The sequence below is a fragment of the Paenibacillus sp. FSL R5-0810 genome, from assembly GCF_038002285.1.
In the GTDB taxonomy this organism is placed as follows: Bacteria; Bacillota; Bacilli; order Paenibacillales; family Paenibacillaceae; genus Paenibacillus_AQ; species Paenibacillus_AQ lactis.
The window spans coordinates 81,901-106,086 of record NZ_JBBOCF010000001.1 but is presented as its reverse complement, the minus strand read 5'-3'; the positions used below and the strand labels follow the sequence as shown (position 1 = coordinate 106,086).

At 51.5% G+C, this 24,186-nt stretch carries 20 protein-coding genes; 5 read left to right on the top strand and 15 right to left on the bottom strand.

Features of this window, described 5'->3' with window-relative positions:
- Positions 1-108: 108 nt before the first annotated feature.
- The 4 genes from MKX76_RS00390 to MKX76_RS00375 form a co-directional block, all read right to left on the bottom strand.
- Positions 109-1,962: an ABC transporter ATP-binding protein gene (locus MKX76_RS00390; protein ID WP_007127549.1), complete on the bottom strand. Its 1,854-nt coding sequence runs from the start codon at positions 1,960-1,962 to the stop codon at positions 109-111.
- Positions 1,946-3,721 (bottom strand): ABC transporter ATP-binding protein, encoded by a 1,776-nt coding sequence (locus MKX76_RS00385; protein WP_007127548.1) that lies wholly within the window; start codon positions 3,719-3,721, stop codon positions 1,946-1,948. Before MKX76_RS00385 ends, MKX76_RS00390 begins: the two co-directional genes overlap by 17 nt.
- 339 nt (positions 3,722-4,060) lie before the next feature.
- Positions 4,061-4,294, bottom strand: a complete 234-nt coding sequence (locus MKX76_RS00380; RefSeq protein ID WP_144867469.1) for a hypothetical protein — start codon at positions 4,292-4,294, stop codon at positions 4,061-4,063.
- A gap of 491 nt (positions 4,295-4,785) precedes the next feature.
- Positions 4,786-6,840, bottom strand: a complete 2,055-nt coding sequence (locus MKX76_RS00375; RefSeq protein ID WP_007127547.1) for a HelD family protein — start codon at positions 6,838-6,840, stop codon at positions 4,786-4,788.
- 308 nt (positions 6,841-7,148) lie between these two features.
- On the opposite strand from MKX76_RS00375, the gene MKX76_RS00370 reads away from it, so the two are divergent.
- The 4 genes from MKX76_RS00370 to MKX76_RS00355 are packed head-to-tail and all read left to right on the top strand — an operon-like array spanning position 7,149 to position 11,378.
- Positions 7,149-8,744: a spore germination protein gene (locus tag MKX76_RS00370; RefSeq protein ID WP_210095005.1), complete on the top strand. Its 1,596-nt coding sequence runs from the start codon at positions 7,149-7,151 to the stop codon at positions 8,742-8,744.
- Positions 8,745-8,780: 36 nt separating this feature from the next.
- On the top strand, positions 8,781-9,986 hold the full coding sequence (locus tag MKX76_RS00365) for a Ger(x)C family spore germination protein (RefSeq protein WP_007127545.1): 1,206 nt from the start codon (positions 8,781-8,783) through the stop codon (positions 9,984-9,986).
- A 9-nt stretch (positions 9,987-9,995) separates the two neighbouring features.
- Complete coding sequence (locus MKX76_RS00360; protein ID WP_007127544.1) at positions 9,996-10,235, top strand: hypothetical protein; 240 nt, start codon at positions 9,996-9,998, stop codon at positions 10,233-10,235.
- Positions 10,236-10,253: 18 nt separating this feature from the next.
- Positions 10,254-11,378 carry a GerAB/ArcD/ProY family transporter gene (locus MKX76_RS00355; RefSeq protein ID WP_007127543.1) on the top strand — a complete coding sequence of 375 codons (1,125 nt, stop codon included), beginning with the start codon at positions 10,254-10,256 and terminating at the stop codon, positions 11,376-11,378.
- 323 nt (positions 11,379-11,701) lie between these two features.
- On the opposite strand, the gene MKX76_RS00350 is transcribed toward MKX76_RS00355, so the two are convergent.
- The 10 genes from MKX76_RS00350 to MKX76_RS00305 form a co-directional block, all read right to left on the bottom strand.
- Positions 11,702-12,562: an IS3 family transposase gene (locus tag MKX76_RS00350; protein ID WP_244152709.1), complete on the bottom strand. Its 861-nt coding sequence runs from the start codon at positions 12,560-12,562 to the stop codon at positions 11,702-11,704.
- A gap of 11 nt (positions 12,563-12,573) precedes the next feature.
- Positions 12,574-12,870, bottom strand: coding sequence for a transposase (locus tag MKX76_RS00345; RefSeq protein WP_007129247.1), 297 nt, complete (start codon positions 12,868-12,870; stop codon positions 12,574-12,576).
- Between the two features lie 519 nt (positions 12,871-13,389).
- Positions 13,390-14,661, bottom strand: a complete 1,272-nt coding sequence (locus MKX76_RS00340; protein WP_341032660.1) for a Gfo/Idh/MocA family protein — start codon at positions 14,659-14,661, stop codon at positions 13,390-13,392.
- A 55-nt stretch (positions 14,662-14,716) separates the two neighbouring features.
- Positions 14,717-16,339 (bottom strand): extracellular solute-binding protein, encoded by a 1,623-nt coding sequence (locus tag MKX76_RS00335; RefSeq protein WP_007127540.1) that lies wholly within the window; start codon positions 16,337-16,339, stop codon positions 14,717-14,719.
- Between the two features lie 50 nt (positions 16,340-16,389).
- Positions 16,390-17,274, bottom strand: a complete 885-nt coding sequence (locus tag MKX76_RS00330; protein ID WP_007127539.1) for a carbohydrate ABC transporter permease — start codon at positions 17,272-17,274, stop codon at positions 16,390-16,392.
- 19 nt (positions 17,275-17,293) lie between these two features.
- A complete protein-coding gene (locus tag MKX76_RS00325; RefSeq protein ID WP_007127538.1) occupies positions 17,294-18,253 on the bottom strand; it encodes an ABC transporter permease in 960 nt (319 codons plus the stop codon).
- 706 nt (positions 18,254-18,959) lie between these two features.
- The gene (locus tag MKX76_RS00320; RefSeq protein WP_007127537.1) at positions 18,960-19,997 is read right to left on the bottom strand and encodes a LacI family DNA-binding transcriptional regulator; all 1,038 of its coding nucleotides are present in this window, start codon (positions 19,995-19,997) and stop codon (positions 18,960-18,962) included.
- A 152-nt stretch (positions 19,998-20,149) separates the two neighbouring features.
- Positions 20,150-21,337, bottom strand: a complete 1,188-nt coding sequence (locus tag MKX76_RS00315) for an MFS transporter (RefSeq protein ID WP_007127536.1) — start codon at positions 21,335-21,337, stop codon at positions 20,150-20,152.
- A 139-nt stretch (positions 21,338-21,476) separates the two neighbouring features.
- Positions 21,477-21,779 carry an ArsR/SmtB family transcription factor gene (locus MKX76_RS00310; protein WP_007127535.1) on the bottom strand — a complete coding sequence of 101 codons (303 nt, stop codon included), beginning with the start codon at positions 21,777-21,779 and terminating at the stop codon, positions 21,477-21,479.
- A 55-nt stretch (positions 21,780-21,834) separates the two neighbouring features.
- Positions 21,835-22,188 (bottom strand): hypothetical protein, encoded by a 354-nt coding sequence (locus MKX76_RS00305; protein WP_050953981.1) that lies wholly within the window; start codon positions 22,186-22,188, stop codon positions 21,835-21,837.
- Between the two features lie 21 nt (positions 22,189-22,209).
- Between MKX76_RS00305 and MKX76_RS00300 the strand changes: the two genes are divergently transcribed.
- Complete coding sequence (locus MKX76_RS00300) at positions 22,210-22,836, top strand: SDR family NAD(P)-dependent oxidoreductase (RefSeq protein WP_341032659.1); 627 nt, start codon at positions 22,210-22,212, stop codon at positions 22,834-22,836.
- A gap of 64 nt (positions 22,837-22,900) precedes the next feature.
- Here the strand turns inward: MKX76_RS00300 and MKX76_RS00295 are convergent, their stop codons facing one another.
- Complete coding sequence (locus MKX76_RS00295; protein ID WP_341032658.1) at positions 22,901-24,064, bottom strand: MFS transporter; 1,164 nt, start codon at positions 24,062-24,064, stop codon at positions 22,901-22,903.
- Positions 24,065-24,186 lie beyond the last annotated feature (122 nt).

The following is a 24,186-nucleotide window of genomic DNA, read 5'->3' as shown; positions in this document are numbered from 1 at the left end:
ATGAAAAATATTAAAAACATTGATGATCCATAGCTTTATCATATGACTAAAAAGAGGACGAAGCCCTCCTTCCCGGCCCCGTCCTCTATCCTTAAAGATTCACTTTCGTTACTGTGACCGGTATAGCCCGGCCCCAGCACGTTCCCGCTTCTGCTTCTGCCCTTGGGAGTGAAGATACAACTCCTCGTAATACCCGTGTGAATCGAGCAGCTCCTGATGCGTGCCCTGCTCCACGATCTGGCCTTTACTCATGACCAGAATCCGATCCGCCCCCATGATCGTCGACAGACGGTGGGCGATTACGAGCGTGGTCCGCCCCTGGGCGACGAGAAGCAGCGCATTCTGGATCAGCTGCTCCGTATGCGAGTCGAGATTTGCAGTTGCTTCGTCCAGGATCAGAATTTTCGGCTGGAATACGATAATTCGGGCGAAGGAGATCAGCTGCCGCTCGCCTGCGGAAAGGCCGCTGCCCCGCTCCGACAGCCGGGTGTCATATCCTTTGCTCATCCCCTGAATGATCGGGTCTGCACCGATAAATCGGCATGCCTCGATCACCCGCTCCTTGGAGATGCTGTCATCGAACAGCCGCACATTATCCAGCACCGTCCCGGAGTAGAGATAGGGCTCTTGCTGGACCAGCCCGACGATCCGGTGCAGGTCGGATTGCGCCATCTCCCGAATATCGATGCCGTCGATTTTGACGCTTCCTTCCTGTACATCATAGAAGCGGCACAGCAGGCTGATCAGCGAGCTTTTGCCCGCTCCCGTCGTGCCGACGATGCCGATCATCTCGCCGGGCTTCACGTGAAGGTCCAGATCCCGAATGACCGGCGCTCCGTCCCCATAACCGAACGTAATCCGATTGAAATCGATCCGCCCCTGAACCTTCGCTTGATCTATCTGGACCGGCGTCTTCGGATCGGTCACTTCCGGCTGAACCGCAAGCAACCCCCAGATCCGGTTGATCGCCACGCTCGCCGATTGCAGCGTATTCCACTGCTGAGTGATCGTATTGATGGGCTGGAAGAACATCCGGATGTACGTAATGAAGGCATACAGGACGCCGAATTCGAGCGTCAGGCCCAGCACTGCGCGCCCGCCGAGCCAGGTCACGACCGCTATCGCCAGATTGTTTAAAATTTCATACGTCCGGTTGAACAGCACGTTGGTCCGGATTTCCCGAAGATTCGCCTTGAAATAGGAATCGTTGCGTTCTTTGAACTGCCGCTCCTGCTCCTCCTCCTGATGGAATGCCTGGACGAGATTCATGCCGGATAAGTTCTCCGCTGTGAACGCGACAAGCCGGGACAGCCGCGTTCTTGCCATTTGATACGTATGCCGCATATAACGACGGAAGGCGATCGCGATTCCTGCAATGATCGGCAGCAGAATGAGGCAGTACAGGGTAAGCGTCACGTCCAGCTGGAACATCATCACCAAAATGAAGATCAAGGTGAATCCGTCGCGGAAGACACTTAGCAGCACCTGGTTGAAGAACTGGCTGACCGACTCCGTATCGCTGGATACATGCGTGATGAGACTGCCGCTTGGCACCTTGTCGAAGTAGGACATCGACAGCTTGGATATATGCGCGAACAGCCGCTTCCGGATACTTGCAACGATGCTCTGTCCGGCCTTCTGCAGCAGATTGTTCTGCAAATAAGTGAAGACCATGCTTATGAGCGACAAGAGAAAGTAGATGGCGCATATGATCATCAATCCACGGACATCATTCTTGCCGACCAACAGGTTATCGTCGATCGCGATTTTCATCAAGTAAGGCTGCAGCAGCTCGGCGGAAATGGCGATCAAGGTACAGCCGATAAATGCGGTAAAGGTAAGCCGGTGCTCTTTCATGTAACCGGACAACGCGCGGATGGTCGAGACCGGCTTCGTCTTATGCACCGGTGCGTTCGGATCGGCCTTCTGATCCATCTGCCAATTGTTAATGGCCTGTGCCATGGTGCACCATCCCTTCTTCCTGGATATCGTGCAGTATCCGATACACCCCGTCCTGACGCAGCAGCGACTCATGCGTGCCTTGCTGCACGATTTCCCCCCGGTCCAGAACGATAATGTGATCGGCATGCTTCAGCGCACTGATCCGGTGAGCGATAATGATCGTCGTCTTTCCATGCCGAATGCGGCGGATCGTCTCCATGATTTCCGTCTCCGTTACCGCGTCGACGGCGCTGACGCTGTCGTCCAGGATAAGGATGGGGGCGTCCTTGATAATGCCCCGGGCCAGACTGGTACGTTGACGCTGCCCTCCGGACAGCGTAATCCCGCGCTCGCCGAGCCGCGTTTCGAACCGGTTCGGGAATTCCGCGATATTGTCGTACACCCTCGCCTTCCTTGCCGCTTCCTCGACATCAGCCAGCACAGTATCCCGATTATAAAAAGCGATGTTCTCCCGAATGGTCGAGCTGAACAGGAACCCGTCCTGTGGAACGTAGGCGATCCCTTCCCGCAGACTCTTAAGCGTGAGATTCCGGATATCCTCGCCGCCGATGCGGATCGTGTCCGGCGGCGGATCGTAAGTGCGAAGCAGCAGCTTCATGAGCGTGGTCTTTCCGCTGCCGGTGCGACCGATAATGCCCAGCGTTGTCCCGGGAGGGACCTTCAAATGGATATTCCGAAGCACGTCCCTGGCTTCATCCTCCCCGTGGCCGGGTCGATCGTAAGCGAAATTCAAATGCCGTATTTCGATCCCCGTGCGGGCCGGATCCAGCTCCTTGGCATTCGGCAATTCCTTGATATCCGGCTGCTCGTCAAGCAGGGCGTTCAGCCGGTCAAGCGAAGCCCTTGCCCGCTGGACCGCGTTGATGACGTTTCCGATCTGCTGCAGCGGGTTCATCAGCATTCGGATGTACAGCGTCAGTGCAACAAAGTTTCCGACCGTCATACGTCCGATCACCGTCAGGTATCCGCCGAACAGGAGCGCGATGATGAGCGAAGAAGCACCTAGAAACGGAATGATGGACTGGAATAGCGATGAGGCGCGCACCATGCTTAGCTGCTTGTTCAGAATGCTGTCAACCGTTGCGCCAAATCTGCGTTTCATAATATCTTCCACCGCGAATTTCTTCGTAACTCGAATGCCGCCAAACTGCTCCTCCGCTGATTCGGTCATGACGCCAAGCGCCTCTTGCACCGCAAGCGATCTGCTCCGAATAATCGGTCCCAGCCACACGACGATCACCGGAATTAGCAGAAGGGGAGCGATGGACGCGGCCACCACATAGAACGGAACATTCGTAATCATCAGCATGACGATGGTGGACACCAGCAGAATCGACGCATTCACGGACTGGTTAACTCCCATGGAGATGGATTCCCTTACGGTCTTCACATCGTTCATGAAATAACTGAGCAGCTTGCCGACGCCGTTCCGGGAATAGAACCGCTCGCTCAGCCCGGTGAAATGAACGAACAGCCGACGACGGTTTACGAATTCGAAGTACCGTCCCGTATACATCACCAGGTATTGGCCGATCCCCCCCATCACCGCGAAGCCAACCCCGATACCGAGCAGCGTCCAGCTGTACGATGCGATTCCGCCTGCAGACAGCAGCCCGTCCTGTAGATCGTCCGTAAAATGACCGAGCACACGCGGAAAATTGACATGAAACATATTGGCTACCAAATGACAGCAAATCGACAACACATAAATCGGCCACGTCTTCTTAAAAAAGTCAGCAAGTATTCGGTGTGAGTCCAATTTCCCATATCACTTCCTCTTTCGTTAAGTTTGCCTTATCCGAATGTTCCCCCTTTCGTTCAAAGCTGTGATACCTCCATCTTATTAGTTTCTATAAAAAAAATAGTCCTCCTTCCGTCTTCGCGATATTGGCAATGGAATCTTTGAAATCGCTTTAAAGACAACGAGATTTTCTGGAGATATCTTGATGATTGTACTTCACACTATCCAGAACGGTATGGTAAGTGACGTGTCGATGCTTCGCACCGACCATTTGAAATGTAAGAAACCCTGTACTTTGAAAAAAGCACAGGGTCTCTCGACAATCTGACTAACCCTAAACTAGGGTTTAGTTTTTTGTTAGAAGTCAATATCGGGCTTTTCAACATGCTTACCGGTTCTAGAATCAATAATGAATGGTGTATTTTCGTAAACCTCTTTATAAGTCCGTTTCGATTCTTCTCGAGTAGTAGCCATAAGTTTATCTGGATTGTTTTTAGAACCAATAGGGGCTGATGTGGCTGCAAATGCTGCGGTGCTCATTGCAACAACTGAAAATACTGCTACTAAAGCAATGATTGTTTTCTTTTTCACGTTAGCCTTACCTCCGGATATCATTAATTATCTGCCTTGGCAGGGATCAAATTTAATTACTGTAATCTAGTGAGATAGTTTCTTTCCAATTCACCCGTTTTACATATTTTAAAGTCGAGTCAAAGGTACCACTCGAACAATAAGGAAGGGGGGGATCTGCTTAGACACTACCACCACCATCTTCTGTGGAGGAACCTTTTTCTGCACTAGATTTTGATAAAGGAGTCTCTGCATAAACCTCTTCGTAAATCAGAATTTTTTCAGATTATCCCTCCCATATTTAGAATTAATGACTCTCCTAACAATATAAACTCCTAAAAAACAGAAAATGTTATGAAAAATCCCTCTGAGAACCCGTTTTGCATCATTCGCCTAAAATTAAATGGATAACACCATGAAGTGCAAATCAGAACCCCGTTTGATAACATGGTGGTTGCCAATACAAACCAGGTGGACTTAATGAGTTGTAGACGCAAAGCTCATCGGTTTCCCTAAGGAAGCCAAGGAGATTTCCGGCCTGTATGGGTTATGGCCAATGCGTGCATAGCCCGGGTGCAGGCGATGTATAGCAGGCTTCGATCCATCTCGGAGCGGTAGCATGCGGCATTCACAAACGGGATGGCGACCTGATCGAACTCGAGGCCTTTGGCCATATGCGAGCAAGTCACCGTAATGCCCTCCCGGAACTGCTCGCTCTCGAAATCGAGCAAATGGACGTTCTCTTGCAGATGTTTCAGAGCATCATATACCTGCCTGGCCTGCGCCCGCGTCTTGCAAATGATCCCCATCGTATGATAATCCGACTCCAGAAAGCTTTGACTGAGCTTCCTGAGCATATCCAGCTCTTGTTCATGGCTGTCGCAAGAAAGGATGCGCGGCGGTTCGCCATGACGGTCGATCGGAATCATCGTGCCGCCGGGCTGTATCTCCTTGGCAAACTCCATAATCTCCCGGGTCGAGCGATAGCTTTTGGACAGCTCAATGATATCCGCTTGCGGAAAAATGGTCTTGATCGTCTGCAGCGTACTGGAGGAATAAACATTCACCGACTGCTTGCTGTCACCGAGTATCGTCTTCTTGCATGGGAACCAGCGGGACAACACCGCATACTGCACTGGCGTATAATCCTGCATTTCGTCAACCAGCAAATGCCTCACCCGGTCGTAAGGCGAGCTGCCCTCCAAATACATCTTTAGGTAGATCAGCGGAAAAACATCGGCATACTCGATCAGGCCCTTCCCTTTCATCTTAAACAGCTCCGGCTGATTGGCATGCGCATAAAACGCCTTGTACAGGCCGAGCGGTTGCTGGAATTTATACATTTTCTTGACCGCGGTTTTGATTTTGTTCGTTTCGGATTTCGTGAGCCGCTCCCCGTCATCCGTCCGCGCTCCTGCGGCTAGCAGAAGCGCTGTTTTTTCGAGCCTCTGTTTAACAGGCAGCTGTATATTCCGCTCATAAACGCTCCAAATCTCATGTGCCGGCAGCTGCACCCGGTCCATGAGGATGTCGGCAGGCTCGAAGAAATGCTTGTCCGCATAGCTCATGAAAGCTTCAAGCTCAAGGACAAATTCCCGTCTTGCCTTATACCTGATGCGCTCGGCGCTGCCAGGATCCTCGCCGTTCAGCAGCTCCTCCACCTGCTCATAGAATGTCTGGAAGCCCCAGACGCCCGCCAGCTCCTTCTCAGCCAGCTCCTCCATGCCTGCTTCCATGATCTTCTCCTCGCCCAGCTCCGGCAGGACGTTCGAAATGTAGTCGGAGAACACCTTGTTCGGTGAGATGATGAGAATGTCGCTCGATCTGAGCGTTTCCTTATATCTGTACAGCAGATAAGCCACTCTATGCAGCGCGACGGAGGTTTTTCCCGATCCGGCCGCCCCCTGAATGATCAGCTCGTTTGCGTTTTCGTTCCGGATTATGGCGTTTTGCTCCTGTTGAATGGTAGCCACGATATTTTTCATTTTCTCATCCGAAGTGCTGCTCAGCTCCTTTTGCAGAACATCGTCATGTATATTCATCGAGCTCTCGATCATGTACTCCAGCACGCCATCTTTGATTTTATATTGGCGCTTTGCCGTAATCTCGCCGTCAACGATCCCCGCAGGCGCAAGGTAAGATGCCGGTCCCGTCTCGTAGTCGTAGAACAGGCTGGCTACCGGCGACCGCCAGTCGTAGATCAGGTGATGCTGACTCTCTTCCTCGACAAAGGAATGGATACCGATATAATAAGCGCCGGCATCCGGCTGCCGCTTAGTACGAAAATCCACTCTGCCGAAGTAAGGCGAGCCTAACAGCTTGCGTATTTTTTGCAACCGGGCCACCGTCTTCTCCCCGGCATCGATGGACAACGAAATATCCACGCGGTTCGCCGCTCGTTCCGCGGCATCCAGCTGCGCCATATTGACCCACAGGTATTTCTTCGCCTCAATGATGTCCCGATACGAATCGGATACCTTCCCTTCCAGCTCTGCCAGCGTTCGCTGAAGCTCCTTCTGAACATGTGCAAGATATTCACGCTCTTCCGTTTCCTTCCCATTCCGCATAACCCTACGCTCCCTCCCTTAAAGAATAGCTTTAAGTATAGGGGTTTCGGGAAAAAAATATAGACTTATACTTTCCGTTGTAGTATTATATTTTTATCGTGGGTCCAAAAAACCTTATACGATGATGTGCAATATCATTCATACGTAAACCATAATAACCAGGCTGCATCCCCCGGATGCGGACCTGGTTTTTTGTCGTTTTCATCATGAGTATGACGGGCTCATTTTGCCCGCCTTGACATAAGTTTACAGCATGTTTTCTTCGGTAATAATGTGGGAATAGCATCTGTGAGAGGAAGGATATTCCCATGCGGTATCGAAGAAGAACCGGCCATTCAAGCAAAAACACTACCAAGGAAATCCCACCGGCCAACTCATCGACGAATGATACCGATGCTTTAAAACCGGATATCACAAGCAGCCTGGAGCATATCCGAACCACCCTCGGCAACAGCACCGATATCGTGATCAGGGAAATTCCGCTTGATGAAGAGGAAAAACATTATATGGCGATCCTCTATACGGACGGCTTGGCCGACCAAAAAGTCATCTCGGAATCCGTCATGATGGTCGTGGCGGACATTACAAAATCCCTCGTAAAGGAAGATAACGAATATTCGCAGCCTTTCGACGGGCAAAAAATATTAGAAAAAGTCTCTCTCGTCAATCATGAGATCCAGACGATAACCGATTATAAAAAGCTGTTCCATGCTCTATTGTCAGGAGACACGATTTTTCTGATTGACGGCTTGGATCGGGGGATCGCGGCAGGCACCCGGGGTTGGAAGGACCGCGGGGTCATGGAAACCTCGGCGGAAAATGTCGTCCGCGGTCCACGCGAATCCTTCTCGGAGTCGCTGCGAACCAACACGGCCTTGATCCGCCGAAAGATCAAGGATCCGAATCTGTGGATGGAAACGAAGCAGATCGGTCGAATTACCCAAACCGATGTTGCCATCATGTACATTCATGGCATTGCCAATGACAAGATTGTCGAGGAGGTCCGCACCCGGCTTGATCGAATCGACGTGGACAGCATTTTGGAGAGCGGTTATATCGAGGAGCTGATCCAGGACAAGACCCTGTCCCCATTCCCCACGGTTTATAATACCGAGCGTCCCGATGTGATCGCGGCCGAGCTGCTGGAAGGAAAAATCGCCATTCTCGTGGACGGAACCCCGTTTGTTCTGGTCGTTCCGGCACTTTTTGTTTCGTTCCTGCATGCGGCGGAGGATTACTACCAGCGTGCGGATATCAGTTCTTTCCTGCGTTTGCTGCGTTACCTGAGCATCTTCATTTCTTTGCTTGGGCCTTCTCTCTATATAGCCATTACTACTTTTCATCAGGAAATGCTGCCGACGCGGCTTATATTCGGATTGGCCGGTCAGCGGGAGCAAGTCCCGTTTCCTGCGTTCGTCGAGGCCGTCCTTATGGAACTAACCTTCGAGATTCTGAGGGAAGCGGGGGTACGGCTGCCGAAAAATATCGGCTCGGCAATATCCATCGTCGGGACGCTGGTCATCGGGCAAGCTGCGGTTGAAGCTGGGATCATCTCTCCGGCGATGGTCATCGTTGTTGCTATAACGGCCATTTCCAGCTTTGTGGTGCCGTCCTTTAACATGTCCATTGCTTTTCGGATGCTCCGGTTTCCGCTGATGGCGCTTGCCGGATCCTTCGGGCTGTTCGGCATTTTAGTCGGGGTCATCGCGATTGTCCTCCATTTATGCAGCCTGCGGTCGTTCGGAGTCCCGTATATGTCCCCTTTCGCACCGTTAATTCCGGAGGGGCAAAAAGATTCGATCTTCCGTTTGCCGCACTGGTTGTTATCAAGCCGCCCCCGATTGATCAATCAGACCAATTACAAGCGCAGGAAACGTACGCCACCCCGGAAATCGAGAGAATAGACAGATTGAGACCAGCGGGAAAGCGAGGGAAATCCAATGAAACGGATATTGGCGTTGATTCTCTTACATATCGTCGTCACTCTTCTTCTGAGCGGTTGCTGGAACCGCAGAGAATTGAATGAATTGGCCATCGCGGTTGCCGCAGGGGTTGACTGGGTTGATGACCGCTACCGTTTAACCGTCCAGGTCGCAATTCCCGGACAGGTCACCTCGAAAAAAAGCGGAGGGCCCCAAGCTCCTGCTACTTTGTATACGGCTGAAGGCGATACGATCTTTGAAGCTTCTCGAAGGATGACGCAGGTTAGCCCGCGAAAAATTTATTTTTCCCATTTGCGGATGTTTCTGATGGACGAGGCGATGGCAAGGGAGGGAATTGCCAAAGTGCTTGACCTGTTATCCAGGGATCACGAATTCAGACCGGATTTCTACCTTGTTATTACCAGAGGGGCAACGGCAGAGGAAACCCTGAAAATTATGACTCAAATGGAAACGATCCCTGCCAATAAACTTTATGAATCTCTTCAGACCTCCGAGAAGGCTTGGTCAGCAAGCATGACTGTCACACTGGATGAATTGATCAACGACCTCACCAGCAGCGGAAAGCATCCCGTGCTTACAGGACTGATCATAACTGGGGATCGAGATATCGGGAGAACGAGAAAGAATGTGGAAAACATCGACACTCCAGGTCAATTGAAATATTCGGGGCTCGCCGTTTTCAAACTCGACAAGCTGATCGGATGGTTAAACGAAAAGGATAGCAGAAATTATCGACTAATAAGCGGGGACGTTAAAAGCTCTGTAAGCTTTATCCCCTGCAAGAATGAAGGAAAGATTATCATCGAGACGCTGAGAACCGACAGTAAGCTGAAGGGAAGAATCGTCGAATCTCGTCCCGAAATGGACATCCGGATTAATATGGAGGGGAATATCGGAGCCGTGGAGTGCAGCGGCTTGGATCTGTCTGAGCCCGCGACCGTGAGGGAACTGGAAGCTGAAATGGAAGAAAACTTAAAACGAAGCTTGGAGTCTGTTGTCGATAAAGTGCAATCGAAGTTTAAAGTCGACATATTCGGCTTCGGAGAAGCCTTTCGCCGTTCGCATCCGAGAGAATGGAAAGAGATGGAGAAAACGTGGAATGAACGATATTTCCCCAACCTGAAGACCAATATCCATGTGGATTACAAAATCCGGCGAACTGGCACGACCAATGATACTTTTCTCAATGATATTAAGGAATGAGGCTGGACCATGCTAAATATTGCGATAATTGCAGTATCTGCCGCCGTAATCGTCTGGCTTGAACTGCCGAGAATGCTTCGGGAACAAGAATACAGGGAAATCTGGGGGTTTATTGCATTCTTGGTGATTGGCATAGGCATTAGCCTGGCTCAGACGATCTTCAATGATATCCCTACCCCAGTGTCGCTGATAACGATCGTGTTCAAACCGTTCAGTCATTGGCTCTCAATGTTCGGTTTGATTCAATAGGAAAAGGAGCGGTAAAAGATGCATGTAGTAAAAATTTCGTTGCGCCAGGTCAGCATTTTAACCGCTTTGTATACGATCGGCAGCGCGATTCTCATCGTACCATCGGGAATGGCCTCCATTGCTAAACAAGATGCGTGGATCGCCTGTCTGGCGGGGAGCGGTCTCGGATTCATCATCTTGGCGGTGCAGCTGCAATTGTTCAGAAAGCACCCGGAAGCAAATTTGATGCAATGGACCGAGAAGCTGTTTGGGAAATGGATCGGCAAAACGGTCAATCTTCTGCTTTTGCTTACGTTGTTCCTAGGCGGTCCTGCCACGGTATTGCACGAAATCGGCATCTTCATGACCATCCAGATGCTGCCGGAAACCCCGATTCAAGCCATCATTTTCCTCTTCGGTGCTCTGGCTGTGCTGGGCGTGCGCTTGGGGTTGGAGGTGCTGGCCCGTGCGGCGGAAATGCTGTTTCCATGGTTCCTGCTCCTGTTTCTGTCGATGAGCATTTTATTACTGTCGGAGATTCATTGGGAGCATGCGACACCCATTCTTGAATCGGGGATCAGCCCTATCTTCCCGGCCGCACTCTCTTTCGTCAGCATTGCCTTCCTGCCTCACATCGTGTTGATGGTCATCTTTCCAGGAGCCGTCAACCGATCGGCGGAAGCCTACAAAGCCGTATATATCGGAAGCTTGGTTGGTGCTGCCGCGCTATTCTTGATTATTGGGCTATCGATTTTAGTCCTGGGTCCGGACATTACAGCTAGAAATATGTATCCCAGTTATATGCTGGCCAAGAAAATCAATATTGGAAATTTTCTTCAGCGCATTGAAGCTGTTATGGCGGTTATGTGGTTTATCACGTTGTTTTTTCGGATCTCGCTTTATTTTTATGCCATTGCGATCGGCATCAGCCAAGTCTTCCATATTAAAAACTATCAGCCGCTGGTCATGCCGCTCGGGTGGATTCTGGCCGCCGTTTCCGTCTTCATTTATCCCAACGTTCCGTTCAAGCTGCAATGGGACGCAACCATTTGGGTTCCATATACGATCACCGTCGGCTTTCTTTTCCCATTGGTGCTGCTCATCTTGCACGGCTTGCGTAAAATGCTGCCCAAAAAATCAAAAAAGCAATCGGATTCGGCTTGAGCCGCATTGATGCTATGGGCTGCGACTCCGTGCCAATGTATGGAACAGAGCCGCCATTATGCACAGAAAAACGAGCCGAATCCGGTTGCCGGGATTCAGCTCGCTTGGGCGCCACTTGGGGCTCGCAAGTCCTTTTTAGGGACTTGCTGCTGGCTTGGGCGCCTCTTCGGGCCTCGCAAGTCCCTTTTCGGGACTTGTTGCTCGCTTGGGCGCCTCGTTGGGCTTCACAAGTCCCTTTTCGGGACTTGCTGCTAGCTTGGGCGCCTTTTCGGGGCGCACAAGTCCCTTTTTGCTCTTCTGTCAAGAAAGTAGACACCTCTAAGCTAAGCTATGCACTCGTAATAGCACTGCTCAAAACGCACCGGGGACATATACCCAATCGTACTGTTAGAACGTTTTCGGTTGTAAAAAAATTCAAGGTAACGGTACAGCTTCTGCCCGGCTTCCTCTTTTGTTTTAAACTTAGGTTTGCTGTAAATGAATTCTCGCTTTAGGATACTGTGAAACGCTTCAATACAGGCGTTGTCGTAGCAGTTTCCTTTGCGGCTCATACTGGGCTTCATGTTAAATTGCTTCAACTGTTCACGGTACTCTTTAGCGGCATATTGCGAACCGCGGTCGGAATGGTGAATCAATCCCTTCGGAGGCTTCTTCGCAGCATACGCCATCTTTAGGGCATCGAGGGTAAGGTCTGTGGTCATCCGATCGCTTAGCTTCCAACCGACGATTTGTTTGGTGTACAGATCCAGGATGCTCGCAAGATAGAGTTTCCCTTGGCGGCAGGGGATGTACGTGATGTCAGCGACCCACTTTTCGTTGGGCTTTGTGGCTTTGAAATTTTGTTCCAACACGTTAGGGGCAATCGGGAGATCATGCTTGGAATCGGTCGTAACCACTCGGAACTTACGGGCCATGCATGAACGAAGGCCATGTTCGCGCATAATGAGGCCCACCGTACGTTCCGATACCGTCCATCCTTCCTTCACCAGCTCGTTTCGTATTCGGGGACTGCCGTAGGTTTCATCGGAGTCATAGAAGTGCCATTTCACACGTTCAGCCAGCGTTGCCTTACGTTTTTCCCGTTCAGAAGCTTCAGAGGTACGCCATTTGTAATAACCGCTCCGAGACACGTGAAAGAGAACGCACATCTTCTCCAATCGAAACTCGGAGCGATGATCTTCGATAAACTGGAACCTTAGTTCTTTTCTTTGCTGAAGATGTGCATGGCCTTTTTTAGAATCGCAATTTCTTCTCTCAAATCATCAATTTCGCGTTTTTGGTCTTCGATAAGTTGGGTTTGCTGACGTAAGGTTTCCCCATGATTGACAGGCTCGTGCTCGAATGCTCGATACTTTTTGACCCAGTTACGTAATGTGCCTGGATTAATGTTCAACTCATCGGCGATCTGCTCCAGCGTCTTCGACTGTTCTTGCACGTACTTTACGGTTTCACGCTTAAATGTCTCGTTGTAATGTTGTCTATTGCCACTCATTTTTTTTTGACACCCTCTCGTCTGCTTTGTTTCATTATCGTTTTATCACTAAGGGGTGTCCACTTTTTATTCTAGCTGCATTTCGGGACTTGCTGCTCGCTTGGGCGCCTCGTTGGGCTTCACAAGTCCCTTTTCGGGACTTGCTGCTGGCTTGGGCGCCACTTCAGGGCGCGAAGTCCTTCTTGTTGCTTGCCCTCAGCAGCACCACCTTGGGTGCTGCGCTCCATCTACCTTATTTCGATTTTTTCATATAATGAGATATTGAAAATAAACAAACTAGTCTCCCCATCTAACCATTCCTTCCACTAACCTACTAATCCAACTAATCCATCTACTCAATCAAGTATCTATGAATCCACCTGTCGTTTCAATCATTTTCTATCCCACTCATTTGATTCCACTCGCATTACTTCAATTACTGTTATCCCCTACGATTGACGTTTGCCTCCATACGTTTGCTTCCACCCATATTTTACTTTACCGTTACTACTCCACCCGCTTATTGTCGCAATCGCAGCTTTACTTCGTCGCAGACTCCTGCGCCATCAGCTCCCGCGCATATTCGTTCAGGTTGATGGACTTTCCGTGGTTCAGGCGGGATTCCTCCGCCGCAAAGGCAATGAGATGACTCCGGACGGAGGCGCTGGCCGATGTCAGGCTCTCCTGGCCGCTATAGCCTCTTACCTCTTGCAGGAAACTCGCCACGATCCCGCTGTCGCCGCCGCCGTGGCCGCTTGCCTGGGAAGGGATGGAGATTTCCGTCTTCTGTCCGGTCAAAAAGTCGTACACCGTGATGGTTCCTTCCTCGCCGCGAAGCTCCCCGCGCGTCCCCATGATCTGGATTCGGCGTTCCTGCTCGTAGGTGAACCCGCACATGCTGAACATGGCGGTGGCCCCGCCCTCAAACTCCATATTGACGACCTGGTGATCGACCACATTATTGTCGCTCCGGTAGACACAGCGTCCGTAGTCGGTATCGCGAAGGCCTTGAATGATATTCGCCTTGGTCAGCTCATGCGTAAAATGCCCTGCCCATCCCTTGTACTGATCACTCAAATAGAACCGGGGGGCCGAGTAAGGACATGTGGATTCTACCTTGCAGTCCAGACAGCGGTCAGCCGATCCTTCCGGCGCCTGATCCTCGCGAAAATGCATCAGGGAGCCGAAGGACGTAACCTGCGTGCAGGGCCGGTCCATCAGCCAAGACAGCACATCCATATCATGACAGGATTTGGCCAAAATCATCGGGCTCGCCTTGTCAGAGTTATTCCAGTTTCCGCGCACAAAGCTGTGAGCGATATGCCAATACCCCACGTTCTCGTTCAGCTGGATCGAAGCGATCTCCCCGATCGTCCCCTGCTGAATCACGCGCTTGATCGTGCTCCAAAACGGGGTATACCGAAGAACGTGGCAAATGGTCAGCAGCCGGTCGTTCTCCCTTGCCGCCTGCTCCATCTCCAGACACTCCTTCGGATCCGGAGACATCGGCTTCTCCAGCAGCACATGATACTTCTGCTTCAGCGCCTGCATCGTCGGTCCGTAATGCATCCGGTCCTGCGTGCAGATAACCGCGATATCGGCAAGCCGGGGTTCCGCCAGCAGCGGCTCCCAGGATTCATAGCATCGTTCCGGCGGGATACCGTGATTCTCGGCGAACCGGAGTCTGCGCACAGGATCCGCCTCGGCCACGGCGACGAAGGTCAGCTCATGCGGGTAATCCAGCGCATACGGGGCATAGCCCCCGGCGCCGCGGGCGCCTGCTCCGATCAGGATTGCTTTTAGTTGTGTCATGTCAAGTCGCTCCTTTGCATTCACACACGCATTCACAGTTGTATGAACATCTTGTTTATTGGTTGTAGCGTTCCGCCGCCGACTCGTAAATGGCGAGATAGCGGTCGAGTCCCATTTTCTGCAGATTGGCGACATATTGGTCCCAATTGTCAAAGGACTCGTTGCCTGAAATGAATTTATCCCTCATTTCATCCACGTAGGTGGTAATGTCCGTCTGAATGCCGGTAAGCTCGGACTGCTCATCGGCCGTAAAGTTGAACGGCGGCCATATTTTGTCCTGCGGGATAACGTGAGGCTCGGCTTTTTTCGCATTTTCCACGGAGGTCGGAAGCCCTTCCGCCCCTTTAAAATACTTCTGCGTCACGAAGCCTGGATAGTAGCCGCCCGGCCAGATCAAATATTGTCCGACCGCCTGGTCCAGATTCAGCCCGTCCGGGTTGTTCTTGATTTCGTCGACGTAATCCACGTTACCGTCCGCATCTTCCTTATACGTCTCGTCTTTCCACCCCATAAAGAACAGCCTGATGCCTTCATCGCTGTAGAAGTAATCCATCCAGCGGATCATGGCTTCCGGATGTTTCGCTTTATCCGTGAGGACGAACATGCCGATATTGCCGAGCGGGGATCCGGTTGCGGTGTACATCTGATCTCCATGCGGTCCCTTCAGCACCGGCAGGCCCACATAACCTTCCTGGTTATAGATGGCGACCGGGTCCACATTATCCACGACGCCAAGCAGGCCTTCCACGCCCTTCGCATCCACCTCGGTGCTCTTTACGGACATGATGTCCTGCTCCAGCAGGCCGTCCTTGTACAGCTTGTTTACGTACTGCAGGAGCTCTTTATACCGCGGATCGGTCGGAATGAACCGGACCTTTCCGGATTCAGGATCCGAGTCGACGTATATATTCGACGTTCCGTGATTGTTGAGACCGAACGAACCGCGCAAATAATTCACGATGCCCGCCGCTCCGACGCCGCCCCAGGCGATTTCGTCCTTCTGGCCGTTTCCGTTCGGATCGTTCTCTTTAAACGCCTTCAGCATATTGTAAAAATCATCGAGCGTTTGCGGCTCGGATAATCCCAGCTTGGTCAGCCATTCCGACTTCACCCACGGCGTGCCGTACAGCACGGATTTGAATTCCGGATCATACAGCGTCGGCAGGCCGTAAATATTGCCGTCCGGCATCGTAATCCCTTTCTCGATGATCGGATACTTCTCCATGAGGGCCTTAAAGTTCGGCGCGTACTGATCGATAAGATCATTCAGCGGTATAAACGCCCCCTGCTTGCCGTATTTCAGCAGGTCTGCCCGCGGGAACGCCGAAGCGTAGAACATTTCCGGATAATCGCCGCCGGCGAGGAGCAGATTCCGTTTTTCCGCCAAATTGTCTTTATGCACCGTGTCCCACTGGACCTTGATGTTGGTCGTTTTTTCGTACTCCTTCCAAAGCTTGATATTGTTCCAATCCGCGTTGGCAAAGAACTTTCCGGCAAAGCCGGTCACCGTAATCGGCTCGTTCACGATCGGAAACCCCGTCTGATTCAAATTGGCTGCCGTTTCGCCAGGCGTTTCCCCTTCCTTCGACCCTCCCGGATTGTTCGGGCCGCAGCCGGCCGCCAGCGATACCGACAATACGCAGGTCAGCAGAAGACCTCCCCATTTCTTCAGCTTCATCCTTCATCCTCCCTTTTTCTCATCATCCATTCATTTATCCATGCAAGGAATTATCCTTTGATGGCTCCGATCATGACGCCTTTCACGAAGTACCGCTGCAGAAACGGGTAGAGCGCGAGCACCGGTAAATTCGCGACAACGAGAACCGCATATTTGATGCCTTCCACTTCCCGTTGCTGCTTGATTGCCGACTCGGTCGACATCTTCACCATGTCATTCGTTTGACCTTGAATGAGAATTTCGCGCAGGATGAGCTGCAGCGGAAATTTCTCCTTATCCGATAAGTACAAGAGTGCGTTGAAGAACGCATTCCAGTGTCCGACCGCATAGAACAAAATGGTTACGGCAATGATCGGCATCGACAGCGGCAGGATGATCCGGGTCAAAATTTTGATATTCGAGCAGCCGTCGATGGTCGCCGCCTCCTGCAGCTCGTTCGGAATGGACTGCTGGAAGAAGGTTCGCATAATGATGATGTTCCAGATGGATACGGCGTTCGGTATGATCATGACCCAAAGTGAATTCAGCATGCCCAGGTTCTTGATGAGCAGATAGGTCGGGATCAGCCCGCCGCTGAAAAACATCGTGAAAACGAGCAGTGCCATGATCGCATTGCGCCCGACAAAGTCCTTCCGCGACAGCGGATAAGCCGCAAGAATCGTCATTGTCAGGTTGATGAGCGTCCCGAGCGAAGTGTAGATCAGCGTGTTGGTAAAGCCGCTGATGATATCCTGATTTTGAAATATTTTGACATAGGAGTTCAGATTGAAGCCTTTTGGCCACAGCAGCATTTCGCCCCGAAGAACCGTCTGCGGATCGCTGAAGGATGCGCTTAGCACGAACAGCAGCGGGTACAGGACAATGAGCGTGACGAGGATCAGGATCGTGTAATTAATGATGTTGAAGATGCGGTCTCCCCTGGATTCGATTTGCATGATACTAAAGCGCCCTCCCCTACCAAAGACTTGTTTCGCTCACGCGTCTGGAGATAAAGTTCACGACAACCAACAGGACGAAGTTGATGACGGAATTAAACAATCCGACGGCGGCCGAGAAGCTGTATTCGGCATTCTGGATCCCCATCCGGTACACGTAGGTGGCAATAATGTCGGAGCTCTCCATGTTCAAATTGTTCTGCATCAGCAGCACCTTCTCAAAGCCGATGCTCATGATGCTTCCGATGTTCAATATCAGCAAAATGATGATCGTCGGCATGATGCCGGGAATGTTAATATGCCAGATCCGCTGGAGCCGTGTAGCCCCGTCCACCCTCGCGGCTTCATGCAGCTGGTTGTCGATGCCGGCGAGCGCAGCCAAATAAATAATGGAGCTCCATCCCATGGTCTGCCAAACATCGGACAGCACGTACAGCGTTTTGAACCAGCCCGGCTCAGTCATGAAATTAATCGCCTTGCCGCCGAACATCTCAATAAAATGATTGAGGATGCCGTAGCGCGGCGACAGGAAAATCATCATCATCCCGACGACCACGACGATCGACAGGAAATGCGGTGCGTAGGTTATCGTCTGTACGAATCGCTTGAATTTCTCGGCACGTACCTCATTCATGAGCAGCGCCAGAATGATCGGCACCGGGAATCCGACGGCCAGGCTGTACAGCCCGATTCCGAGCGTATTCTTCATCAGGCGCCAGAAATAATAGCCGTTGAAAAACCGTTCGAAATGGTCGAGTCCGACCCAGGGGCTGCCCCAAATCCCTTGGGTTGCAATAAAATCCTTAAATGCAATCTGGATTCCGTACATCGGCACATACTGGAACAGGATGTAGTAGGCAATGACCGGAGAGATCAGGACGTACAGCTGCCAATTACGCCAGATCCGGTTCCACTTATAGCGGCTGCGTTTCGTTTCAGTTGCCGCGATGGCTGGAGACTGCAGCGACGTGTTGGCCAATTTAGCATCACCTCATTGAGAAATAGTAGGGGGACGAAAAATCGGTGTAGACTGCCCCGAAATGACAGCGCTTGCAATTTTGTGATTAAAAAAATGAAGGTTTCCCCCTTCCTGCATACGATAAAGCTTTTTCGAAAATGAGATCCACCATCTTCCCCCTTTTGGTTTGTTCGTTGTGCCACATTGGCAACCATGAAGCTATCTATGCATTAAACCCATGTGACATGGGGTTTAATCCTTTTTGGATATAGACTCAAATTAAAAGATATCATTTGGATGATAATTTGGACCTCTTTAAGCAGGCAGTTTCTAGAATAATGGGGTTAGACGAGATATTTAGGGACGGTGACTCGTATATATAAAAGCTTGTTATACAAGCAAAATAAACGAAGACAAGACAAAATGAGTTCTATAGAGGAAGGTGCTGGGTAAATCCAAAACATGATCAAAAATATCCAAAAACCTTTGATTTTTTTCCCATGATAATATAGCCGCATCGTAATTGTCAAACATTTTTTTGGATTAATTTTGGTGTTATTCCTGGAATTTTGGCGCAAAAACATCACAAATACAGCTGAAAAACAATACAAAAGCAGAAAAAAACACTACAAAAACAGCGCAAAAACAGCCGCAAGCTTTGCAAGCTTGCGGCTGCTATTTTTACGCCTATTTCCTACTCGTGATCGAATTGCACACGGCCAAACTATTATATCCGATCCAATCTGGAGGACTCCCGAATGATCAAAGAGCAGGGCAGCAAAATTTTGGTAGCCGCCTTGAAATGTCCGTCCAAGTAATCGACGATGGATTTCGCGGCGACTCTGCCGATTTCATGCTTCGGCACCGAAACGGACGTGAGCGGCGGGGTCGTATACTGCGCTACATCGATATTGTCCATGCCGACAATCGCAATATCGCCCGGGATGGTGCCGCCGTTCTCGATCACCGCCCGCATGGCCGGAATCGCCAGCATGTCGCTTGCGCAAAATACCGCCGTCGGCCATTCCGCCTTCGGCAGCTTGCCCAGCAAATCGTTCATATGGCTAAAGCTTCGATCCACGTTCCAGCCCGTGTTCATGATCCAGTCCTTCCGCAGCTCCAGATTCGCTTCAAGGATCGCGAATTTGTAGCCGACATACCGCTCCTCGCTCTCCATTTGATTGGAATAGGCAGGTCCCCCGATAAAAGCGATCCGCTTGTGCCCTTGATCAATCAAGTGGCGCACCGCGGATCTGGCGGACAGCACCCGGTCACAATCCACCACCGGGACGGTCAAGCTTTCATCGTTTAAGCTTACCCCCATAATCGCGACGCCTTCCTGCTGGATGAGCTCAAACAATTCCTGGTCATACCAGCTGATCGCAACCAAGCCCTGGGCCCCGGTCTCCTTCAGCATCAGCCGCAGCCGTTCTGCATCGCTAACCTCCTCGCAGGTGCGAACGATGGCCGGAGGCTGTCCGAGCTCCTCCATTTTTTCATGGAAGCCTGCAAGAACCTTCGAGAAATAAGGATGGTCATCCATCAGAAGCTGAGGAACGATACAGACGATTCGCTTGATCTCCGTTCCATTATCACGTGCTGTCTGCATCGGTTCCTGAAGCTTATACCCCAGCTCAAGCGCCGCCTCCCTGATTCTCTGCTTGGTGTCTTCGCTGACCGGACGGCTTGTATCGTTGCTGATTGCCCGCGAGACCGTGGATATGGATACCCCGACCCGCTCGGCAATGTCTTTTAGTCTAGCCAAACGTATTTCCTCCTCCGCAAAGTTGGAGCCAAATTCTCGCTTTCTATTGATCCTATCATACCTTGGACCCATTTAGAGCGTCAAATCGCGCCGAAGAGGAGGATGTATACCACGAAACCGCAGCAGACGGAATCGGCGAATAAGCCTTAGGATCAGGAAGATACGACCGTCCGTCCGGCCTCCTTCTCCTGCTTCCCGATACGGAACAGCACCAGTGCCAGCCCCACAGCAATCGCAACACCCGCTGCCCCAAGCCATGTGATTGATGATAGAGATATGCTATTAACGGCAATACCGCCGAGTCCGGCCCCCGCAGCCATGGACAGCTGCATCACCGACTGGTTCAGTCCCAGCATGACTCCGGATGATTCCGGCTCCAGCTGGACCAGGTTGAATTGTTGTGTCGGACCGGACGACCAGGCGGACAAAGACCATAGGATCAGCATGGCGAACACTGGAAAAGCTGCAGCGGATGCATTCGTGAACGATAGCAGGGCTAACGCAAAAATGTGGATGATCATCCCGAAGGTAAGGGTCAAGGATACACCCCACCGGTCGGTGCTGTATCCGCCGAATTTCGACCCGACCAGGCTCGCAATGCCGAAAGCGAACAGCGCTGCGCTGATCCATTGTTCGCCCAAGCCGCTGACGCTTAGAAGATAAGGGGAAAGATACGTATAAGCTACGGAATATCCCCCAAGCCAGAAGAAGGTTATTCCCAAACCGAGCGCCACTTTCGGCTTTCGAAGCAGTGCAAATTGCTGAAGCAGCGGAACCGGAGCATCGCCTTGAATTTTCGGAATCGCTTTATATAAGACAACCATCGCTACGATACCCAGAACGGCAATCAGGCCGAACACCGACTTCCAGCCGAAAGCGGCGGCTGTCACGCGCCCGAGCGGGACACCGATAATGAGCGAAGCGGTAAAGCCCATGACAACCGTGGCAATGGAGCTTGCCTGCTTGCCCTGCGGTGCGATGCGGGCGGCGATGCCGAGCGCGGTGACGACCACCATCCCTGCCCCCATCGCCATAATGATGCGGGCAATGACAAAGGGAACATAGCCGGGAAGCGCGAACGACAATAGATTCGCAACAACAAACAGTCCGAGCGAATAAACCAGCAGCCGCTGGCGTTCCAGCTTCGCGGTCAGCGCCATCAACACCGGGGTCAGAACGGCGTACACCAGCGAGAAAATCGTAATCAGCTGGCCCGCGGCCGTAATGGTGATGCCGAGGGAATCCGCGATTTTGTCCAAGATCCCCGAGATGATGTATTCCGATGTCCCTACTAAAAAACTCACGATAGCCAGCAAGTATATTTTCCAAGCATTCTTCATAATTCCACTCCTTATATATTTAAATATCGCAAAATATCGATATATGAAACCAATAAATATACATATCGTAATATGTAGATATGTAGTGCGGAACAAGACTGAATATTCCTTGGCCAAGGAAGCATTCAGTTCTTGTAGGTTATATTTCCTGCTTCAAATATTCGCCGATTTGACGGATGACTTCCTCATCACGCTTGTAATACGTAAATTTGCCGATCCGCTCGGTCTTGATCAGTCCGGCCCGCTGCAAAATGGACAGATATTGCGAAGCTGTCGATTGCGTCATATTCAATTTCTCGGTCACCTGGCTCACGCATACCCCGATTTCCCTCATATCAATCCCTTCATGGGGCGTAAAATGCTGCTCAGGCTCCTTAAGCCACCGCAAAATATCAAGCCGCGATTCATTGGACAGTGCTTTGAAGATTTCGATTGGTTTCATACGAATCATTATATCGTGAATTATCGATATGTCAACGGTCGTTTCCGGTCGGACATTACGTGATCATCTTCAGAATGTTCACGATCTCCTGTTCCGTTCTCGAATCCTGCACGGAATCAACATGATCCGGCTGGAACAACTGGTATTTTTTCAACTGGTAAAAGTCCATCAACGCCTGCTTTAAGGTCATGTCGTAATGAATCGAGAACAGCGGGTCCATGATCCGCCGAAGCACGGCATCATCTTGAACCATAAACAATGCGGCATTCAAACGGTTGAAGACGCCTTGCTCCATCCCTGCCTCGAAAAAAGTCTCCAAGTTTCGATATCGGATCTGCTGTGCTGCAATCAGACGGTCAAACAGCGTCGGGTAGGAATCTCTCAGATCTTCCAGGAAGAGATCCGACACATAAACGACGCACCGCAGCGATTGCTCGTATATTTTCTGAAAGCGTTCGGCAAAATCGATGTCCTGCTGAATAATGCAGGTTACGCGGCGATAGGCGCATTCGAAGCCGCGACGGAAGCCCAAATCAAGCGGCAATTCGATGTCAACGTACTTGGGGTCCTTCGCACGACGCAAGCACTTCTTCCCCATTTCAGGCAAAGCGACGGCGGTACGGTCATCAATGTATCCTCCGTTGGCGGAAGAGTGGCTTTTCCGCTGCTGTCGCTGTATCATGCGAGCAAATGGGCCATCGAAGGCTTTTCGGAATCCCTTTTTTACGAGATGGCTGCTCATCAAATCAAGGTGAAGCTCGTAGAACCCGGCAACGTGGCCACGGATTTTACCGGACGCTCCCTCGATCTGTTGACCGATACGTCGCTCGATGCTTACGCCACGTATACGGAAACGGTTCTGCAAAAACAAATGAACAGCTTTGAAGTCCATGTTTCCGAACCGAAGCTCATAGCGGAAACGATCTTCGAAGCGGCAACCGATCCGTCCGATCGCTTCCGTTATTTGGTTGGGGCTGATGCCCATTACCTGATGGATCTGCGAAGCAAAACATCGGATGAGGAGTTTATGGCAGGCATAACGAAGCAGTTCAGCTGAAGATCAGCAAAGACGCAAGCCGCCCTACAGCCTTATTTTCCAAGCTGGGAGCGGCTTATCCAGATTAATGGCTGGATGTCACCCGCTTTGCTCGGCCTTCTCCACGTACAGCCGGCAGCAGGGACAACAGGCCCAGAACGGCTAGCAAGGCGCCGACCCAAAGCGGTGAAGCCAGGCCCAGTCCAGCATCAATCGTCAGCCCGCCTAAAGAAGACCCGACCATGACCCCCAAGCTGATCACCGAGCTGTGAATCGTCGTAACAATGGATCCCGTATCGGCTACGCGCGTTACCCGGGTAGCCATCGCAGGGTTCATCGGCACGCCAACCAGACCGACGATCACAACGGAGATCACGGCGATCGCGGGGCTGTGAACGAACAGGCCGAACATCACGAGCGCAGCGGTCAGTGCGGTCAAGCCAATCGTCAGAATCGGCATCATGTAATGATCCGCCAGCCTGCCGGTAACGATGTTGCCGATGACCGTCGCGATGCCGTAAACGCCGAGCAGCATGGGTACGGTCTCAGCACCGAAGCCTGACAGATCGGTGAGTATCGGGGAAAAATAGCTGAACGCGGCGAAGGTCCCCCCGATGATCAGCATGCTGGTGGAATATGCCGCCCACAGCCTAGGATTCTTAAGCGCGCCGATCTCCTCCCGAAAGCTGATCTTCTCGGACTTCGGCATGGACGGGATCGTGAACAGGCCGATAAGTCCCGATATGAGCAATAGAATCACAACCGCCCAGAAGCTCGCTCGCCAGCCAAATTGCTGTTCGATCCAGATTGCAAGCGGCAGGCCGATGGCGGTAGCCACCATCAATCCGCCTAGAACGATCGAGGCTGCACGTCCTCTGGCACTCTGGCCCACCAGGCTGAAGCAGATCGTCAGCGATATGCCGAAGGCCGCGGCGGAGGATAGGCCGGTCATGATCCGGGCCGCCATCATCACCTCATAGCTTGGAGCCATAGCGCCAAGCACCTGACCGGCCAAGAAGATGGCGGAGACGATCATGAACGATTGCTTTCGCGGCACTTTCAGCAGGACAGCGGTCAGCAGCGGCCCTCCCACGATCATCCCCGCGGCATACGCAGTGATCAAGTACCCGATCGCTGCCACCGATACTTGGAATTCCGCAGACAGTGCAGGCATGATCCCCGCGACCATAAACTCGGAGGTCGTCATGGAGAAAATCATAAGACCCATAATATAAATGGATAACGGCATACAAAATCCACTCCTTCACAAATATTTTTGTAGTGATTGGTACAAAAATTGGTCGGTCATCGTCTATTCCGCACCAGGCTCTTATTGGCGGACATGGCCCACTCGGGCTTTCACTCGGAACT

Coding starts and splice junctions, on each gene's coding strand:
- MKX76_RS00330 (WP_007127539.1), bottom strand. CDS start 17,274: ATGCAAATCGAATCCAGGGGAGACCGCATCTTCAACATCATTAATTAC.
- MKX76_RS00375 (WP_007127547.1), bottom strand. CDS start 6,840: ATGCGGAATGGGAAGGAAACGGAAGAGCGTGAATATCTTGCACATGTT.
- MKX76_RS00390 (WP_007127549.1), bottom strand. CDS start 1,962: ATGGCACAGGCCATTAACAATTGGCAGATGGATCAGAAGGCCGATCCG.
- MKX76_RS00295 (WP_341032658.1), bottom strand. CDS start 24,064: ATGCCGTTATCCATTTATATTATGGGTCTTATGATTTTCTCCATGACG.
- MKX76_RS00335 (WP_007127540.1), bottom strand. CDS start 16,339: ATGAAGCTGAAGAAATGGGGAGGTCTTCTGCTGACCTGCGTATTGTCG.
- MKX76_RS00370 (WP_210095005.1), top strand. CDS start 7,149: ATGCGGTATCGAAGAAGAACCGGCCATTCAAGCAAAAACACTACCAAG.
- MKX76_RS00340 (WP_341032660.1), bottom strand. CDS start 14,661: ATGACACAACTAAAAGCAATCCTGATCGGAGCAGGCGCCCGCGGCGCC.
- MKX76_RS00345 (WP_007129247.1), bottom strand. CDS start 12,870: ATGAGTGGCAATAGACAACATTACAACGAGACATTTAAGCGTGAAACC.
- MKX76_RS00310 (WP_007127535.1), bottom strand. CDS start 21,779: ATGAAACCAATCGAAATCTTCAAAGCACTGTCCAATGAATCGCGGCTT.
- MKX76_RS00365 (WP_007127545.1), top strand. CDS start 8,781: ATGAAACGGATATTGGCGTTGATTCTCTTACATATCGTCGTCACTCTT.
- MKX76_RS00355 (WP_007127543.1), top strand. CDS start 10,254: ATGCATGTAGTAAAAATTTCGTTGCGCCAGGTCAGCATTTTAACCGCT.
- MKX76_RS00315 (WP_007127536.1), bottom strand. CDS start 21,337: ATGAAGAATGCTTGGAAAATATACTTGCTGGCTATCGTGAGTTTTTTA.
- MKX76_RS00360 (WP_007127544.1), top strand. CDS start 9,996: ATGCTAAATATTGCGATAATTGCAGTATCTGCCGCCGTAATCGTCTGG.